Here is a 17,032-nt window from a genome sequence, read left to right as displayed (position 1 = left end):
CATGTTATTACCTGCAAGAACAGCGGTTTTAAATTATTTATACGGAGTAGAAAGTGCTGACATCGCTCAGATTATGGGAGCTTTAAAGTCAGAGTACGGCAGTGAACGTCAGTTTACAAAAGATCGTTATATGGATCACGTTATGTCCTTAGAGGCAAACGGACTGGTTAGCTTACAGAGCTATGATTTAGATGAGAAGGGTGATCTGCGCATGCGTTATGCAATTAACGACGATGGCAAGGCAACCGTAGACAAGTACGTAGACAAGAAATACCGCAAATAAATTTCAGGAGGTTTACGAAGGTGAGATATTACGGAGATGAAGCATTAGGGCTGGTAGAGACTCTCGGATTAACTCCGGCTCTGGAAGCAGCAGATAAGATGTTAAAAGCAGCAGATGTAGAATTAATTTCCTATGAGAACGTAGGCTCAACCCTGGTAACCATTATGGTAAAGGGTGATGTGGCAGCCGTACGTGCCGCCGTTGATGCAGGCGCAGAAGCAGCAGCAGCCATCGGCAAACTGACTGCACATAATGTAATGCCAAGACCCATCAAAGAAGTCGGCGACATTGTATCAGTACATGATATTGACGCGTAAAGAGAGGAAAACAGTATATGGAAAGATATGAAGCCATCGGCTCAATTGAAACATTTGGTTTGGTATTCGCATTAGAAGCAGCTGATGCAATGTGTAAAGCTGCAGATGTTGAACTTGTTGGTTATGAGAACGTAGCTTCCGGATATATTTCCGTTCTGGTACGCGGAGATGTAGGAGCCTGCAAGACTGCAGTTGATGCAGGAGTGAAAGCAGTAAGCGATATGGGCGCTGAGATTTACAGCTGTGTTGTAATCCCAAGACCTCATCCGGATCTTGTAAAGATCATCAAGAGATATGCAATCGCTGCGCCGGAGCAGGAATAGAACGTATCCCGGTTGAAGGGAGAACAGAGAAATGAATTTTGTAGATAAAGACCTTCTCTCCATTCAGGAGGCAAGGATTTTAATGGAAAGCGCAAGAGACGCCGGTAAGACCATGCTCACCTTCCCCCAGGAAAAGCTTGATACCATCGTCGAAGGTCTTGCGAATGCAGCAAAGGATCTGGCAGAAGAACTGGCTGTGATGTCCGCAGAAGAAACAGGCTACGGACGCGCAAAAGATAAGCTTGTAAAAGACACCTTTGTCTGCGAATTCTTACCGAAGCACTTACGGGATATGAAATGTGTGGGCGTCTTAAATGAGGACCCTGTACGTAAAACCATGGACGTAGGCGTTCCGGTGGGAGTCATCGCTGCTCTTACTCCTTCTGTAAGCCCGGTCTCCACTGCGATTTATAACGTACTGATTGCAGTGAAGTCCGGAAACCCCATCGTCATCGCTCCTCATGAGCGGGCGGTGAAGGTGACAGGCAGACTTCTTGACTGTATGAAGGAAGCCGGTCTTCGCTACGGACTACCGGAAGGAGCCATCGGATATTTAAAGACGGTAACGAAGGCAGGAGCTTTGGAATTGATTCATCACCCGGCAGCAGCCATGGTGGTCAATACCGGAGTGCCGGAATTAAACCGTGAGGCAGCACAAAGCGGAAAGCCCTACATCTACGGAGGCACCGGAAACGGTCCTGTATTTATAGAGCGGACAGCTGATTTGAAACAGGCGGTTGAAGATATTATCATTAGCCGTACCTTTGATTACGGAATCGTATCTGCGGCAGAACAGTATGTGGTAGTGGACAGCTTAATTGCAGCAGAAGTAAAAGCAGAAATGTTGAAAAACGGTGCGTATTTCATGAACGGGGAAGAGGAAAAGCAGTTAATTGATCTTCTCAACCTGGAGCATGGAAATGCAGATACGGAGATTATGGGAAGACCGGCCATAGAACTTGCCAGACGTGCAGGTTTTACAGTACCGGAAAACACAAGTGTTCTGGTTTCCCAGCAGAAATATATTTCTGACAGAAACCCATTTGCAAAAGAGCTTCTCTGTCCCGTACTTGCCTACTACATCGAAAACGACTGGATGCATGCCTGCGAGAAATGTATGAGTCTTCTGGTAAATGAAAGCCATGGCCACACTCTGGTAATCCATTCCAGAGACGAAGAAGTAATCCGCCAGTTCGCTTTGAAAAAACCGGTTGGAAGAGTGCTTGTCAATACCCCTGCCACATTAGGCAGCATGGGAATGACCACGAATTTATTTCCTGCAATGACACTGGGAAGTATCACAGCCGGAGCCGGTATTACATCGGATAATGTTTCCCCCATGAATTTCATCTATATCCGGAAAGTGGGATATGGAGTGAGAAAAGCCGATGAATATCTGGAAAATGCAAAAACAGAATTGTGTTCCTGCACTCAGGCTGCGGCACCTGCCAGTCAGCAAGGAGATGCAAAAGAACTTTTAAAGCAGATATTAGAAGCATTATCAAAGGAACTGTAAGAGAAATAATTGAAAGAGAGGGTAAACAGATTGGATATTCGTGAATTTTCTAATAAATTTGTAGAAGCAACAAAAAACATGACACCAGAAGAAAGAGCTTCCCTGATGAAGATGTTTGAAACTGTTTCTGACGAAATCAATAAAAATGAGCCTGCAAAGGCAGCAGCTGCAGTATATGCCGAGGAGGGCACAACCATTCCTGACGGTATTACAACAAGACTTCAGAAATTAAAAGAGAACTACTTAACACACAAGCCAACCATCACAACATACCGTGCCCGCGCGATCACAAAGATTGCTGCAGAAAATCCAGGTATGCCAAAGATCATGCTTCGTGCAAAATGTTTCCGTTACTGCTGCGAAACAGCTCCCCTTGTAATTCAGGATAACGAGCTGATTGTAGGTGCTCCAAACGGCGCTCCTCGTGCAGGTGCTTTCTCTCCTGATATTGCATGGAGATGGATGAAGGATGAAATCGATACCATCGGAAGCCGTCCTCAGGATCCATTCTATATCTCTGATGAAGACAAGAAGATCATGAGAGAAGAGCTTTTCCCATACTGGGAGGGCAAATCCGTTGATGAGTACTGCGAAGATCAGTATCGTGAAGCTGGTGTTTGGGAATTATCCGGTGAATCCTTCGTTTCTGACTGCTCCTATCATGCAGTAAACGGCGGCGGTGACTCCAACCCTGGTTATGACGTAATCTTAATGAACAAGGGTATGCTTGATATCCAGCAGGAAGCTAAGGATCATTTAAAAGAGTTAAAATACGAAAATCCAGATGACATTGAGAAGATCTACTTCTACAAGTCCATCATTGATACAACAGAAGGCGTTATGATCTACGCTAAGAGACTTTCTGAGTATGCAAAAGAACTTGCTGCTAAGGAAACCAATCCAAAGCGTAAAGATGAGCTTTTAAAGATTGCTGAAGTAAATGCATACGTTCCAGCTCACAAGCCAAGAACTTACTGGGAAGCAATTCAGTCTGTATGGACCATCGAGTCTCTGCTTGTAGTAGAAGAGAACCAGACTGGTATGTCCATCGGACGTGTAGACCAGTATATGTACCCTTACTACAAAGCTGATATCGAAGCTGGCCGTATGAATGATTTCCAGGCATTTGAGCTTTCAGGCTGTATGCTTATTAAGATGTCTGAGATGATGTGGATCACCAGTGAAGGCGGTTCTAAATTCTTCGCAGGTTACCAGCCATTCGTTAATATGTGCGTAGGTGGTGTAACAAGAAGCGGAATGGATGCAACCAATGACTTAACATACCTTCTCATGGATGCTGTCCGTCATGTAAAGATTTATCAGCCATCTCTTGCATGCCGTATTCACAATAAGTCCCCGAAGAAGTATTTAAAGAAAATCGTAGATGTTGTTCGTTCCGGTATGGGATTCCCAGCCTGTCACTTTGACGACGCACACATCAAGATGATGCTTGCAAAGGGCGTTTCTATTGAAGATGCACGTGACTACTGTCTGATGGGTTGTGTAGAGCCTCAGAAATCAGGACGTCTGTATCAGTGGACTTCAACTGCTTATACACAGTGGCCAATCTGTATCGAGCTTGTACTTAACAAAGGTGTACCGTTATGGTATGGCAAACAGGTTTGTCCTGATATGGGCGACATCAACAGCTTTAAGACTTATGAAGAGTTTGAAGCAGCTGTTAAGGAAGAAATTAAGTACATTACAAAATGGTCTTCTGTTGCAACCGTTATCTCCCAGCGCGTTCACAGAGAGCTTGCTCCAAAGCCATTAATGTCCATCATGTATGAAGGATGTATGGAAAAAGCAAAAGACGTATCTGCAGGCGGAGCTATGTATAACTTCGGACCTGGTGTTGTATGGTCAGGACTTGCAACCTATGCAGATTCCATGGCAGCTATTAAAAAGCTGGTATTCGATGAGAAGAAATACACACTTGCACAGTTAAATGAAGCATTAAAGGCTGACTTTGTGGGCTATGACCAGATCCGCACCGATTGCCTTAATGCACCAAAATACGGAAATGACGATGATTACGCAGATTTAATTGCTGCAGATTTAGTTGACTTTACCGAGCATGAGCACAGAAAGTATAAGACCTTATACTCTGTATTAAGCCACGGAACATTATCTATTTCCAACAATACACCATTCGGTCAGTTAACAGGCGCAACCGCTAACGGACGTCATGCATGGCTGCCATTATCCGATGGTATCAGCCCAACCCAGGGCGCTGACTTCAAGGGACCGACAGCGATCATCAAGTCTGTATCCAAGATGGCAAACGACACCATGAACATCGGTATGGTACACAACTTTAAGATCATGGCCGGACTTCTTGACACACCGGAAGGAGAAGAAAGCTTAATTACTCTTCTTCGTACCGCATGTATGTTTGGAAACGGCGAGATGCAGTTTAACTACTTAGATAACAACACACTGATCGAGGCTCAGAAGCATCCGGAACTTTACCGTGACTTAATCGTCCGCGTAGCTGGATACAGCGCATTCTTCGTAGAGTTGTGCAAGGATGTACAGGATGAGATCATCAGCAGAACCATGTTGACACATTTCTAAAAGAAAACGGAGAACAATCACAATGGACCATGGAAATACAGGAGATATTGAACGTAAGGCGCTGATCTTTAACGTACAGAAGTACAACATGTATGACGGACCGGGAATCAGAACCCTGGTATTCTTTAAAGGCTGCCCGCTCCGGTGTAAATGGTGTGCCAATCCGGAAGGACTGGTACGGAAATTCCAGGTGATGTTTAAGCAGAATTCCTGTACAGACTGCGGGGCATGCGAAAGCGTTTGCCCCGTAGGAATCCATGTGATGTCCAAAGAGACCGGAAAACATGAAATCAGACGGGATAAGGATTGTATCGGCTGCATGAAATGTAAGAATGTCTGCCCCAATTCAGCGCTTTCCATTGCCGGAGAGGTAAAGACAATTTCCGAGCTGTTAAAAATCGTAGAGGAAGATGCCGCATTTTATGATATATCCGGCGGCGGTGTGACATTAGGCGGCGGTGAAGTGACTGCTCAGCCCGAGGCAGCCTTAAATCTTTTGATGGCATGCAAGAGGGAAGGCATTAACACAGCCATTGAAACCTGTGGTTACACAAAAACCGAAACGATTTTACAGATCGCAGAATATGTGGATTTATTCCTTTATGACATCAAGCATATGGATCCGGTTCGCCACAATGAACTGGCGGGTGTAAACAATGAACAGATCTTAATCAATTTAAAAGAGCTGCTTCACCGTCGTTACAACGTAAAGGTTCGTATGCCAATGTTAAAGGGAATCAATGACAGCCGGGAAGAAATCGATGCAGTCATTCAATTCTTAATGCCGTTCCGTGATTACAAAAACTTTAAGGGAATTGACTTACTTCCTTATCACAAGCTGGGAGTAAACAAATACAATCAGCTGGATATGGAATATCCAATCGATGGAGATCCAAGCTTAAGTGCAGAGGATTTAGACCGTATCGAAGGCTGGATGAATGAGTATCAGTTCCCGGTTACTGTGGTGAAACACTAGAAAGGGGAGAGCGCCATGTCAGAGATACAGCGAGTCATAGAAGAATCCGTTCCCGGCAAGCAGGTTACCATCGCTCATGTAATCGCTTCGCCAATACCGGAGGTATATGAGTGTCTGGGTATCGATGAGCTTGGAGCCATCGGAATTTTAACCCTGTCCCCTTTTGAAACCTCCATCATTGCTGCTGATATTGCGGCAAAGGCAGCCAGTGTTCAGGTTGGATTTTTAGACCGCTTCACCGGCTCCGTCATCATCGCAGGAGACGTGGACAGTGTGGAGACAGGCCTTCGGGCAGTGTGTGAAACCTTACGGCGCGTACTTGGATTTACCGTGCCGGATATAACCAAAACATGAGAAAAAAGAGAATCATGATCATCGGACCGGGCGGCAGCGGAAAAACTGCCCTTGCAGCCGCAATCAATGGTTTAGACGGTCCTGTCAAACGGACACAGAACATGGTATATGGGGAGAAAACCTTAGATGTACCGGGAGTTTATTTAGAAAGTCCCTGGATGCACAAACACATCATCGCGGCAGCTCAGGACGCCTCCCATGTACTGATGCTGGTAGACCAGTCCTCATGCCGGGAAAGTTATCCCCCGGGATTTGCAAAAGCATTCCGGGTGCCGGTAATCGGAGTTATTACAGGAAGCGGAAAAAAGCCGGAGAATGACGGCTGGTGTATCCGTCAGTTAAAGAAAGCAGGGATTTCAACCCCCTGCATTCACATCAACTTATCGGACCGTACGGGAATTGATGAGTTGATGGAAGTTATAAAAAGCCCAAAGAACATGGGCAAATCTAAAGAAAGGAGGGAAATGTAACGTGGAGCAATTTGTAATGAACACAAAGGTATATATGGGATCTTCCTGTCTGGAAAAAATCAAGGAACTTTCTATAGAAAAAGCTTATATCATCTGTGATCCCTTTATGGCTCAGTCCGGTAAGGTGAATTTAATTACAGACCTGCTGACAGAAAAAGGAAGCGGCTTTGAAGTTTTCTCAGAAGTAGTGCCTGATCCTACGATCGCCGTTGTATCAAAGGCAATCGGTGGAATGAAAGGCTTTGGACCAGATACGATCATCGCTTTAGGCGGAGGTTCTGCCATCGATACCGCAAAGGCAGCCAGCCACATTTACACACAGATGGGAAATGACAAGCTGAATTTAATTGCAGTTCCAACCACCAGCGGAACCGGAAGCGAAGTAACTAATTTTTCCGTTATCTCTGATCCGGAAGCTCAGGCGAAATATCCTCTGCGCTCCGACAGTATGGTACCGGATGCGGCATTCCTTGATCCTCGATTTACAGTGTCAGTACCGCCTCATATTACGGCAGATACCGGTATGGATGTTTTAACCCATGCGTTAGAAGCCTATGTTTCAACCAATGCAGGTGATTTTACTGATGCATGTGCGGAAAAGGCAGTCAGACTGGTATGGAGCTATCTGGCACGTACTGTGGAAGAAGGAAGCGACATGGAGGCAAGAACTCACATGCACAATGCTTCCTGTCTGGCAGGAGTTGCTTTTAACGGTGCATCTTTAGGACTTTGCCATAGTATGGCACATGCACTGGGAGCCCGTTTCCACATTCCGCATGGAAGAAGCAATGCGATTCTGCTTCATCATGTCATCAGCTATAACGCTGGTTTAGAGGAAGCCGGAGATTTTGCAGCATGCAGCAGATATGTTGCCATTGCCAACATGCTTGGCATTGCAGCAGGAACAGAGAAAGCCACGGTACACGGCCTGGTGCGTCACATTAAAAATCTTATGAGTAAGATTAAAATACCGCAGCAGATCACCGATTTAAACGTGGACAAAGACGAATTCGAACAGGCTGTACGGGAAATGGCAGAGAAAGCACTAAAGGATAACTGCACATTGACCAACCCAAGAGTGCCTACGGTAGAAGAGATCGAAACAATTTACCGTAAGCTTTGTAAGGGGGGCTATTAATGAAATTCATCACCGAAGAAGATTTGAGGATTTTATTCAGAAGAGAACCCTTTGCCTCTTATGATCTTCCTGCACAGGCAAAGCTTACACCAGGAGCGCGTCAGTTCCTGTTGGACAAAAAGATATCATTTTGCGATGATCCCATGACGGCAAAACGCAAACAAACAAAACCTGCAGAAGTGATCGCAGAGACACCAGTTACAGTCACAGTTACAGAGCCTGCGCCGGACCGTTTCTTATTAAAACTGGAAACCTTAAAGGCACAGTTTCTGGAAGCCGGAATTTCCTTATTAGACAGGGACGTGCTGTTAGCAGAGCAGGTATTTGATTTAGAGCGGAAGTTATCTTTCGTGGGGAAAGGTGCTTCGGGCGACATAAATCCATTTGAGTCCTGCACCGGATTTAATAAGGAAAACCAAAACGAACCATACTCTGACTGTTTTGAGATTACCGGCTTTCATGCCCAATCCGAAAAAGGAAGAGAAATTGTCCTGTTACACCGTCTGCGCTGCTGCGTTCGGGAACTTGCAGCAGAAGCAGGAGAAAAAAATTTTAACCCGGTTATTAACCGCTTATCCCAGATGATCTGCCTGTTGTATGGAGGAAATGCATGTCAAAGAAAGAAATAACATTTGATAGCTGCAACGAACTGGTAAGCCAGTTTGAAGCAGTGGTAAAAAATCCTGTCAGGGAACGTTCCTCCGTTTATTATACGGGGGTGGATTTAGGAACAGCGTGCGTGGTAGTGGCTGTACTTGATGAGAATTTCAGGCCAGTGGCTGGCGCTTACCGGTATGCGGATGTGGTCCGTGACGGAATGGTAGTTGATTACATCGGCGCCATCCGGATCGTTCGTGAGTTAAAGGCAGAACTGGAGGAAAAGCTGGATACGGAACTGCTTTATGCAGCTGCAGCCATTCCTCCGGGAACCGATTCACTGGACGGAGGCGCAATCAAGAATGTGGTACAGGGAGCCGGATTTGAAATCACCGCCCTTCTTGATGAACCAACGGCAGCAAACGCAGTACTAAAGATACAAAACGGCGCAGTGGTGGATATCGGCGGCGGAACCACTGGAATTTCTATCTTAAAAGATGGAAAAGTAGTTTACGTAGCTGATGAACCCACGGGAGGAACTCATTTTTCCCTGGTTGTATCCGGAGCTTATAACCTCTCTTTTTCAGAAGCAGAGCTTTATAAGCGAAAAGAAGAAAACCACAAAGAGCTGCTTCCGGTATTAAAGCCGGTAATTGAAAAGGTAGCCTCCATTATTAACCGCCACATCAAAGGATATGACGTAGATGAGATTTACTTAGTAGGCGGTACCTGCTGCTTAGCAGGAATCGAAACAATTATTGAGAAGCAGACTGGGATCCATACACGAAAACCGGACAACCCCATGTTTGTAACTCCTCTGGGAATCGCATTCTCCTGTACTCAGGAGGAAATGGATTAAAAGGAAGTGGACGTATGGAATATCGGATTATTAAATCGCCGTCACCTGGAACCATTGATATTTTAAACCGCAGAAAAGGCTCAGGAGCTTCCACTCCCATCGGAAAGGTGGATGCCATCGGTCTCGTTCAGGGACGGATTATCGAAATGGTATGTGCCGCCGATGTGGCAGAAAAGGCCGTGGGTGTTACAGTAGAAGATATCAAGGGTAGCTGCCCACAGAACATGATCATGCTAGCGATTTTTGGAGATACGGCATCGGTAGAGGCAGCGATGGAAGAAATCAGGCTAAGAGAGAAGAGAGGCGGGATAGAATGGTAGCAGCAAGACTGATTGACAATATCTGGGCGACCAGAAAGGCAGAGTCTTTAAACGGTTATAAGTTTATGCTTGCCGAGATCATTGGTGGTACACGGGAAGGTGAACGGCTGATTGTAGCAGACATTATCAGCGCCGGAATCGGTGACCGCGTGATCATTTCCACCGGCTCTTCAGCCAGACGCATGCTGGGAAACGATGAGATTCCCGTTGATGCCGTAGTAATTGGGATTATTGATGAAGACTGCCAGTTTATATAGAAGGGAAGTGATCATATGAAGCAGTTGATATGCGCAAAAGACGTGGAAACATTGCATGCAGAAGGCAAGAGTGTATTTCACGTAGAGAGCGGAAGCATTATCACACCGTCAGCAAAGGATGCAGCAGATGCTTACGGAATCACCTTCTGCGACAAAGCAGAAGAGAAGGCAGAAGCGAAAGGAGCGTTTGCAGGAATGGATATTGACAGCGAGAAAATTTATATGGTACTGAAGGCTCTTATGGAGAAGGGAATGTTAAATGACATTTTAAAACCATATGAGTCAGAAAGCCATGGCAACGGTTTAAAGGTTGTTCGCGGTAGCTCTGTAAAGATGGATGTATTCGATACAGGTGATCCAAATGTAAAAGCTTATTATCAGGAGCTTGTAAGCAAAGAAGAGTCAAAAATGAGCGCTGGTTTCCTGGTGATTGACCATTCTGAATTTGAGTGGGAACTGACCTATGAAGAAATCGACTATGTAATCGAAGGAACCTTAACTGTGACCATTGACGGAAAGACCTATACGGCAAAAGCCGGAGATGTGCTCTTTGTACCGTCAGGATCAAAGGTAATCTGGGGTTCTCCGGACAAGGCAAGAGTATTCTACTCAACCTATCCGGCTAACTGGGCTGACTTGGTTTAAGGAGGTAAATGATGCAGGCACTTGGCTTTATAGAAACAAAAGGTGTGCTGGTGGCAATTGAAGCTGCCGATGCCATGTTAAAGGCAGCGGATGTGTCTCTGGTAGAGAAAACCAAAGTTGGCGGAGGTCTCATTACTGTTACGGTGACCGGCGATGTGGCGGCAGTGAAGGCAGCGGTTGAGGCCGGAGCGGCGGCAGTGGAGCGAATTAACAGTGCCGCATTAATCACACGCCATGTGATTCCAAGGCCTCATGAGGAACTTGCAGCTGTCATCGGCGGCAACACTCCAGATGAACCGGAGAAGGCACCAGTACCGGAGATTACAATTGAACCGGAAGAAGAGGCAGCCGTACCAGTCGAAGAGACAGTTGAAACATCTGCTCAGATAACAGACGAAGAACCAAACTCAGAGACAGAGCTGGTGGATACCATAAAGAGAGAGACCATTGATCTGTGGATGCACCAGGACGGTCTTACTGAGACCATGAAGATACTTGAAGATATGAAGGTAACAGAGCTTAGGACGCTTGCCCGTGAATATCCCGAATTCAGCATAGCTGGAAGAGAGATTTCAAAGGCAAATAAAACCCTGCTGCTGGAAGAATTCAGGAAGTATTACGGACAAAATGATTAAGATTTTTAGAAGAGGAGATACGGAACATGGAAAATTTTGATTATGATTTGCGTTCCATCCAGGAAGCAAGGGATTTAGCCAGAAACGGCGAAGCGGCAGCAAAGAAAATCGCAGGATATACAGCAGAGCAGATTGATGTCATCTTAAGAAGTATGGCAAAGGCAGGCGAGGAGCACTCCCTGTGTCTGGCTCAGATGGCAGTTGAAGAAACAGGATTCGGTAAAGTGATGGATAAGGCTTATAAGAACCATGCAGCTTCCACACTTTTATATGAAGAGATCAAGGACATGAAGACAAGAGGAATTCTTTGTGAAGATACCACAAAGCAGACCTTTGAAGTAGCAGAGCCGGTAGGTCTTGTAATGGGTATCGTACCTTCCACAAACCCAACCTCTACTGTATTCTTCAAATCCATGATCGCAATTAAATCAGGAAATGCAATCGTATTTTCCCCGCATCCATCTGCAGCAAAATGTACTCAGAAGGCAGCAGAGGTTATGCGTGAAGCTGCCATTGCAGCTGGAGCGCCAGAAGGAATCATCGGCTGCGTGACCATGCCTTCCATGGGATCAACCAATGAGCTGATGAAATGTAAGGAAGTTTCCTTAATCATCGCAACAGGTGGTCCTGGAATGGTTAAAGCTGCTTACAGCGCAGGAAAACCTGCAATCGGCGTAGGCGCAGGAAACTCTCCGGCATACATCGAGAAGACAGCTGACGTAAAACATGCAGTAAGAACCATTATGGCCAGCAAGACATTTGACTACGGTACTATCTGTGCTTCTGAGCAGTCCATTATCTGCGAAGAGAGCAATCACGCAGAAGTTGTAGCAGAATTAAAGAGCCAGGGCGGCTACTTCATGACTAAAGAAGAGACCGACAAGGTTTGCAATCTGTTATTCAAAAACGGACATAACATGAACGCGAAGTTTGTAGGACGTTCTCCTGAAGTGATCGCTGCAGCTGCAGGTATCACTATTCCGGAAGGCACAAAAGTGTTAATCGGTAAACAGGAAGGCGTAGGCGAAGGATATCCGTTATCCTATGAAAAGCTGACAACTGTTCTTGGTTTCTATACCGTTAAGGACTGGGAAGAAGCATGTGGTTTAAGCTACCGTCTGTTACAGAACGGTATCGGACATACCATGAGCATTCATACTCAGGACAGAGATATGGTATTAAAATTTGCAGCAAAACCAGCTTCCAGAATTCTTGTAAACACAGGCGGAAGCCAGGGCGGAACCGGAATCAGCACAGGTCTTCCAATTGCCTTCACATTAGGCTGCGGAACCTGCGGCGGAAGCTCTGTTTCTGAAAATGTAAGCCCGAAACATTTACTGAACGTTAAGACAGTAGCATTCGGCTTAAAAGACTGCGCAACCATTGTAGATGATGACCCAACTTTCATGTGGAAAGAAAAATCACAGGCTTCCTCTTCCTTTAGCCCTGCTGAGCTTGTTGCTTCCTTTGAAAAAAAGGAAAGCGCTCCGGCAGCTTCCTGCCAGAGCGGCTGTGAAGACAATGACAAGCTTGCGGCTCTTGTAAAGGAAATCGTTCTGGCTATGAAAGGCCAGTAATCAGAACTGAAAAAGGAGAACAGCAATGGATAAGTATGAAGCGGTAATTAAGCTTTTAATGGATGCGGTTAAATCAGAATCCGGCAGTGATGAGCTGACGATTCCGGTAGGCGTTTCCAACCGCCATGTGCATTTGTCTCAGGAAGATTTAGATACTCTGTTTGGAAAGGGCTATCAGCTAACCAACATGAAAGAGTTATCCCAGCCTGGACAGTATGCATGCAAGGAAATGGTAACAGTATGCGGTCCCAAGGGAGCTATTGAGAAAGTCCGCATTTTAGGACCTGTAAGAAAGCAGACCCAGGTAGAAATCCTGGCTGCCGACTGCTTTAAACTTGGCAGAAATACAACACCTAAAATGTCCGGCGAACTGGCAGGAACACCAGGAATCACTCTGGTAGGACCAAAAGGCACCGTAGAGACAAAAGAGGGCTTAATCATTGCCCAGAGACATATTCACATGTCACCGGCTGACGCTTTAAAATTCGGCGTACACGATGGTGAGACAGTTAAAATTGAAACAGAGGGCATCCGTGGAGGAATCTTTAATAACGTGGCAATCCGCGTAACAGAGACTTCAGCGTTAGAATGTCACTTAGACACGGAAGAAGCCAATGCTATGGGCCTTTCCGGTTCATCTAAGGTAACAATTGTTAAATAGGGAACTATTAAAAATTAATTATAAAAACCCAGGAGGATTTAAAAATGAAATATGATGCATTAGGAATGATCGAGACTAAAGGTTTAATTGGATCCATCGAGGCAGCAGATGCTATGGTTAAGGCAGCTAACGTAACTTTAATTGGTAAAGAATTCGTAGGCGGCGGTCTTGTAACTGTTATGGTAAGAGGCGATGTAGGAGCTGTTAAGGCAGCAACTGATGCAGGTGCAGCAGCAGCTCAGCGTGTAGGCGAACTGGTTTCCGTACATGTAATTCCTCGTCCACATGCAGAAGTTGAAACAATTCTTCCTGCAGCAAAAGAAATCTAATTGTCTTTATGTAAACACCTGGCTCTCTCTGGGTTCGCCCAGACGAGAACCAGGTGTTTTTGTAGTTTTCAGAAATAATATGTAGAATAATAATGTTTTTTGTTGGTTACAAATATTAAAGGATAACCATACTATATTCATGTACAATTACTGATTTATTATACATGTTTAATAAAAAACGACCTAAATTTCCGTATATAATAGACAAAGCAAAAATTATTAGGTATAATATCTATTATATGTGCAGGAGGCAGAAGGCAGGTGAATTCATGCGTCATAACAAAAGTGTAATGAGAAGTCTTTTGATGGTAACCCAGCTGGGGTTAAGTGTGATGGTGCCTGTATTCGTTTGTATTCTTGCCGGTTACTATTTCGACCGGTATGCAGGAACGAAACTGTTGCTGTTATTCCTTGTTGCTGGCTTTCTGGCGGGCGGTCGGAATGCATATAAGATTGCGAAAGCCACACTTGCCATGAACGAGAGGGAAGAAAAGGAAGAAGATCGGAAAGCACGGATGGAAAGACAAAGAGAAACAAAGACCATGGTGAGTAAACCAAAGCAGCCAAGCCGTATAAAAAAGGGTAATGACGAGAAGCTTAAATAAGCAGGAGGACTTGTAATGGAAAAGGCAACAAAGAATTTGATTGTTGAGGTTTCAGCAGGGATTGTGATTTTTACTGCGGTGCTTTTGCTGGGGTCATTTTTTTTATACCCCAGAGCCTCCGTATTTGCAGGTCTGCTTCTGGGAATGGTACTTGCTCTTGCAATGTTTCTTTCCATGGCACTGGTGCTTGACCGATCGATGAAATCCCAGGATCCCAGAACCGTTCAGAAACGGGGAATAGTCAGTGCAGCCATTCGTTATCTGCTGCTTATTGCCATATTGGTAATAGTCATTAATTGGTTTTCAGATCGGTTTAATCCGGTAGCAGTAGTAATCGGAGTCCTTGGACTCAAAGCAGGAGCATTCTTGCAGCCTGTCATTCACAGGATTGCATCCCGCAAGGATAACAACAGGTAATTTCTGCGGTCTTGTGTATTATTTTTAAAGAAAGGAGGCTATAGCGTATGGTCATTGCGAATGCCAGTAATGTGGACTTTATGATCAAAGGTGTTACAAAGTTTCACGCGTTCGGGCAGGATCTATGGGTAACGACAACAGAAATCGGTCTTAGCATTATAACAATCACGATATTGATTCTAGCATTTGTTACGGACCGGAAGATGAAACGGGCGACAGAGGTACCGGGCACATTTCAGAATATTATGGAATTGCTGGTGGAATCACTGGATAAACTTGTAAAGGAAACCATGGGACATAATGCGAAGAAGTTTGTCAATTATATCGGAACAATCTTTCTCTTCATTTTATTCTGTAATATCAGCGGTTTATTTGGGCTTAGAACCCCCACCGGAGACTTTGGTGTCACATTTATGCTCGGTGTATTCACATTCTGCATCGTTCAGTACCAGGGAATCAAGAACCACGGAATCGGGCATCTTACAAGTCTGGCACAGCCGTTTGTGGTTTTATTTCCGATTAACTTAATCGGAGAGATTACAAACCCATTATCCCAGGCGCTCCGTTTGTTTGGTAACATGATGTCAGGAGTTGTAATCATGGGATTGTGGTATGGGATGATGCCAATCTTCGTCAAGATCGGTATCCCATCATTCTTACATGTATACTGTGATTTATTCTCAGGCTGTATACAGACTTATGTGTTCTGTATGCTGACCATGGTATATGTAAATGATAAGTTGGATTAATCAAACAAATTACTAATTATTTTAATTCAGGAGGATTTTATCTATGAACGGAATTTCAGGACAGGATTTTATCTACGGTTGCTCAGCAATCGGTGCAGGTATTGCCATGATCGCAGGTATCGGACCTGGTGTTGGACAGGGTATCGCAGCTGGACACGCAGCTGCAGCAGTAGGACGTAATCCAGGCGCAAAGTCTGATATTACATCTACCATGCTTTTAGGACAGGCTGTTGCCGAGACAACCGGTCTTTATGGTTTCGCAGTTGCCGCTATTCTTATGTTCTTAAAGCCATTCAGCTAAACAGAGGTCTGGCAGGAATAAAAAGAAAGAGCGAGAGGAGGCGAAACCTTGGACAGATTATTGGGATTTGACCCACAGCTGCTTTTCGATGCGTTTATCACTGGCATTAACGTATTCCTTCTGTTTTTTGCTTTATCCTATAAGCTTTTTAATCCGGTGCGTGATGCTCTGGAGAAAAGAAAGTTAAAAATTGCAGGAGAGTTGAAAAGCGCTGCAGAAGATAAAGAAGCAGCTCATGTAATGAAGGAAGAATACGAGGCCAGACTTTCAGAAGTCAGAAAAGAGGCGGAAGAGATTCTGGAGGATGCAAGAAAAAGAGCAAAGCAGCGTGAGGCAGAGATTTTATCAGAAGCCAGGGAAGAAGCGAACCGCATTGTTATGAGAGGAAATCGTGAAGTGGAACTGGAGAGAAAGAAAGCGCTTGATGATATGAAAGAACAGATCATATCCATCGCATCTGTCATGGCTGGTAAAGTTGTGGCAGCATCCATCGATACTTCCATACAGGATTCTCTTATTGATGAAACCTTGAAAGAGATGGGTGAGAGCACATGGCAAAGCTAGTATCAAAAGTATACGGTGATGCATTGTTTGAGGAAGCCCTGGAAAGACAGGAAGTGGACGCTTTGTTCGAAGAAGTAAAAGGCCTGCAGGCAGTCTTTGTTAACAATCAGGATCTTGCAGGACTTCTTGATAATCCGAAGATAAGCAAGGAAGAAAAAAAAGGAATTATTCAGGAAGTATTCGGCGGACGGGTATCGGAAACTCTCATGGGGTTTTTAACAGTCATTGTCGAAAAAGGCAGACAAAAGGAAATCAATGCAATCTGTGAGTACTTTATAAACACTGTCAAGGAATATAAAAAAATCGGCGTGGCCTATGTGACCAGTGCTGTGGAATTAAAAGAGGAACAGAAAGCCCAGCTTCTGGGGAAACTGCTTGGCACAACCAGCTATCAGGAGTTTGAGATGGTTTATCAGGTTGATCCTTCCATTATCGGAGGTCTGGTGATCCGGATCGGTGACCGGGTAGTGGATTCCAGTATTAAGACGCAGATTTATGAGCTGCGCCGCAGCTTGTCAAAGCTGCAGATATCGTAACAGAAACTTTGCAGAAAGAAGGTGCA

General features: G+C 44.9%; 24 protein-coding genes. All 24 read left to right on the top strand.

The annotated features are described in order from the left end of the window. The first annotated feature begins 1 nt into the window (after position 1). The 24 genes from ACOAOT_RS19900 to atpH all read left to right on the top strand — a co-directional run bounded on the left by ACOAOT_RS19900 (position 2) and on the right by atpH (position 17,006). The gene (locus ACOAOT_RS19900; protein ID WP_349668034.1) at positions 2 to 283 is read left to right on the top strand and encodes a hypothetical protein; all 282 of its coding nucleotides are present in this window, start codon (positions 2 to 4) and stop codon (positions 281 to 283) included. 20 nt (positions 284 to 303) lie between these two features. After that, on the top strand, positions 304 to 600 hold the full coding sequence (locus ACOAOT_RS19895; RefSeq protein WP_349668033.1) for a BMC domain-containing protein: 297 nt from the start codon (positions 304 to 306) through the stop codon (positions 598 to 600). Between the two features lie 17 nt (positions 601 to 617). Beyond that, positions 618 to 923 (top strand): BMC domain-containing protein, encoded by a 306-nt coding sequence (locus ACOAOT_RS19890; protein WP_420218564.1) that lies wholly within the window; start codon positions 618 to 620, stop codon positions 921 to 923. 31 nt (positions 924 to 954) lie between these two features. After that, positions 955 to 2,439 carry an aldehyde dehydrogenase family protein gene (locus tag ACOAOT_RS19885; protein WP_420218563.1) on the top strand — a complete coding sequence of 495 codons (1,485 nt, stop codon included), beginning with the start codon at positions 955 to 957 and terminating at the stop codon, positions 2,437 to 2,439. Positions 2,440 to 2,469: 30 nt separating this feature from the next. Further along, positions 2,470 to 5,016, top strand: a complete 2,547-nt coding sequence (cutC, locus tag ACOAOT_RS19880; protein ID WP_420218562.1) for a choline trimethylamine-lyase — start codon at positions 2,470 to 2,472, stop codon at positions 5,014 to 5,016. Positions 5,017 to 5,038: 22 nt separating this feature from the next. Next, on the top strand, positions 5,039 to 5,992 hold the full coding sequence (gene cutD / locus ACOAOT_RS19875) for a choline TMA-lyase-activating enzyme (RefSeq protein ID WP_349671969.1): 954 nt from the start codon (positions 5,039 to 5,041) through the stop codon (positions 5,990 to 5,992). Between the two features lie 15 nt (positions 5,993 to 6,007). Further along, positions 6,008 to 6,346: a BMC domain-containing protein gene (locus ACOAOT_RS19870; RefSeq protein WP_104433731.1), complete on the top strand. Its 339-nt coding sequence runs from the start codon at positions 6,008 to 6,010 to the stop codon at positions 6,344 to 6,346. After that, positions 6,343 to 6,816, top strand: coding sequence for a EutP/PduV family microcompartment system protein (locus ACOAOT_RS19865; RefSeq protein ID WP_420218561.1), 474 nt, complete (start codon positions 6,343 to 6,345; stop codon positions 6,814 to 6,816). The genes ACOAOT_RS19870 and ACOAOT_RS19865 overlap by 4 nt, the downstream gene beginning before the upstream one ends. A gap of 1 nt (position 6,817) precedes the next feature. Further along, positions 6,818 to 7,954, top strand: a complete 1,137-nt coding sequence (locus ACOAOT_RS19860; protein WP_420218560.1) for a 1-propanol dehydrogenase PduQ — start codon at positions 6,818 to 6,820, stop codon at positions 7,952 to 7,954. After that, positions 7,954 to 8,583 (top strand): hypothetical protein, encoded by a 630-nt coding sequence (locus ACOAOT_RS19855; protein WP_420218559.1) that lies wholly within the window; start codon positions 7,954 to 7,956, stop codon positions 8,581 to 8,583. Before ACOAOT_RS19860 ends, ACOAOT_RS19855 begins: the two co-directional genes overlap by 1 nt. After that, positions 8,565 to 9,410 carry an ethanolamine utilization protein EutJ gene (eutJ, locus tag ACOAOT_RS19850; RefSeq protein WP_277409521.1) on the top strand — a complete coding sequence of 282 codons (846 nt, stop codon included), beginning with the start codon at positions 8,565 to 8,567 and terminating at the stop codon, positions 9,408 to 9,410. Before ACOAOT_RS19855 ends, eutJ begins: the two co-directional genes overlap by 19 nt. Positions 9,411 to 9,424: 14 nt before the next feature. Then, positions 9,425 to 9,730, top strand: coding sequence for a BMC domain-containing protein (locus tag ACOAOT_RS19845; RefSeq protein WP_097003134.1), 306 nt, complete (start codon positions 9,425 to 9,427; stop codon positions 9,728 to 9,730). Beyond that, positions 9,724 to 9,987, top strand: a complete 264-nt coding sequence (locus tag ACOAOT_RS19840) for a EutN/CcmL family microcompartment protein (protein WP_097003135.1) — start codon at positions 9,724 to 9,726, stop codon at positions 9,985 to 9,987. The genes ACOAOT_RS19845 and ACOAOT_RS19840 overlap by 7 nt, the downstream gene beginning before the upstream one ends. Before the next feature lie 15 nt (positions 9,988 to 10,002). Then, positions 10,003 to 10,632: a cupin domain-containing protein gene (locus tag ACOAOT_RS19835; protein WP_420218558.1), complete on the top strand. Its 630-nt coding sequence runs from the start codon at positions 10,003 to 10,005 to the stop codon at positions 10,630 to 10,632. 8 nt (positions 10,633 to 10,640) lie between these two features. Continuing rightward, entirely contained in the window at positions 10,641 to 11,267 is a 627-nt protein-coding gene (locus tag ACOAOT_RS19830) for a BMC domain-containing protein (protein WP_420218557.1), read from the top strand. 26 nt (positions 11,268 to 11,293) lie between these two features. Next, positions 11,294 to 12,844 (top strand): acetaldehyde dehydrogenase (acetylating), encoded by a 1,551-nt coding sequence (locus tag ACOAOT_RS19825; protein WP_420218556.1) that lies wholly within the window; start codon positions 11,294 to 11,296, stop codon positions 12,842 to 12,844. Between the two features lie 25 nt (positions 12,845 to 12,869). Next, positions 12,870 to 13,505 (top strand): phosphate propanoyltransferase, encoded by a 636-nt coding sequence (locus ACOAOT_RS19820; RefSeq protein WP_349668022.1) that lies wholly within the window; start codon positions 12,870 to 12,872, stop codon positions 13,503 to 13,505. 44 nt (positions 13,506 to 13,549) lie between these two features. Further along, positions 13,550 to 13,834 (top strand): ethanolamine utilization microcompartment protein EutM, encoded by a 285-nt coding sequence (eutM, locus tag ACOAOT_RS19815; protein ID WP_097003140.1) that lies wholly within the window; start codon positions 13,550 to 13,552, stop codon positions 13,832 to 13,834. A 269-nt stretch (positions 13,835 to 14,103) separates the two neighbouring features. Beyond that, positions 14,104 to 14,439, top strand: coding sequence for an AtpZ/AtpI family protein (locus ACOAOT_RS19810; RefSeq protein WP_420218555.1), 336 nt, complete (start codon positions 14,104 to 14,106; stop codon positions 14,437 to 14,439). A 15-nt stretch (positions 14,440 to 14,454) separates the two neighbouring features. Then, positions 14,455 to 14,856 carry an ATP synthase subunit I gene (locus ACOAOT_RS19805; RefSeq protein ID WP_420218554.1) on the top strand — a complete coding sequence of 134 codons (402 nt, stop codon included), beginning with the start codon at positions 14,455 to 14,457 and terminating at the stop codon, positions 14,854 to 14,856. A gap of 47 nt (positions 14,857 to 14,903) precedes the next feature. After that, positions 14,904 to 15,605 (top strand): F0F1 ATP synthase subunit A, encoded by a 702-nt coding sequence (atpB, locus tag ACOAOT_RS19800; RefSeq protein WP_420218553.1) that lies wholly within the window; start codon positions 14,904 to 14,906, stop codon positions 15,603 to 15,605. Positions 15,606 to 15,648: 43 nt separating this feature from the next. After that, positions 15,649 to 15,906 (top strand): ATP synthase F0 subunit C, encoded by a 258-nt coding sequence (gene atpE, locus ACOAOT_RS19795; protein ID WP_104433759.1) that lies wholly within the window; start codon positions 15,649 to 15,651, stop codon positions 15,904 to 15,906. A gap of 48 nt (positions 15,907 to 15,954) precedes the next feature. After that, positions 15,955 to 16,470, top strand: a complete 516-nt coding sequence (gene atpF / locus ACOAOT_RS19790) for a F0F1 ATP synthase subunit B (protein WP_420218552.1) — start codon at positions 15,955 to 15,957, stop codon at positions 16,468 to 16,470. After that, positions 16,458 to 17,006, top strand: a complete 549-nt coding sequence (gene atpH, locus ACOAOT_RS19785; RefSeq protein ID WP_420218551.1) for an ATP synthase F1 subunit delta — start codon at positions 16,458 to 16,460, stop codon at positions 17,004 to 17,006. The genes atpF and atpH overlap by 13 nt, the downstream gene beginning before the upstream one ends. The last annotated feature ends 26 nt before the right edge of the window (positions 17,007 to 17,032 follow it).

Source organism: Lacrimispora struthionigena, assembly GCF_048627165.1.
Lineage (GTDB): Bacteria > Bacillota > Clostridia > Lachnospirales > Lachnospiraceae > Lacrimispora.
The sequence above is the reverse complement of the archived record's forward strand: the minus strand, read 5'-3'. Positions and strand labels throughout refer to the sequence as shown.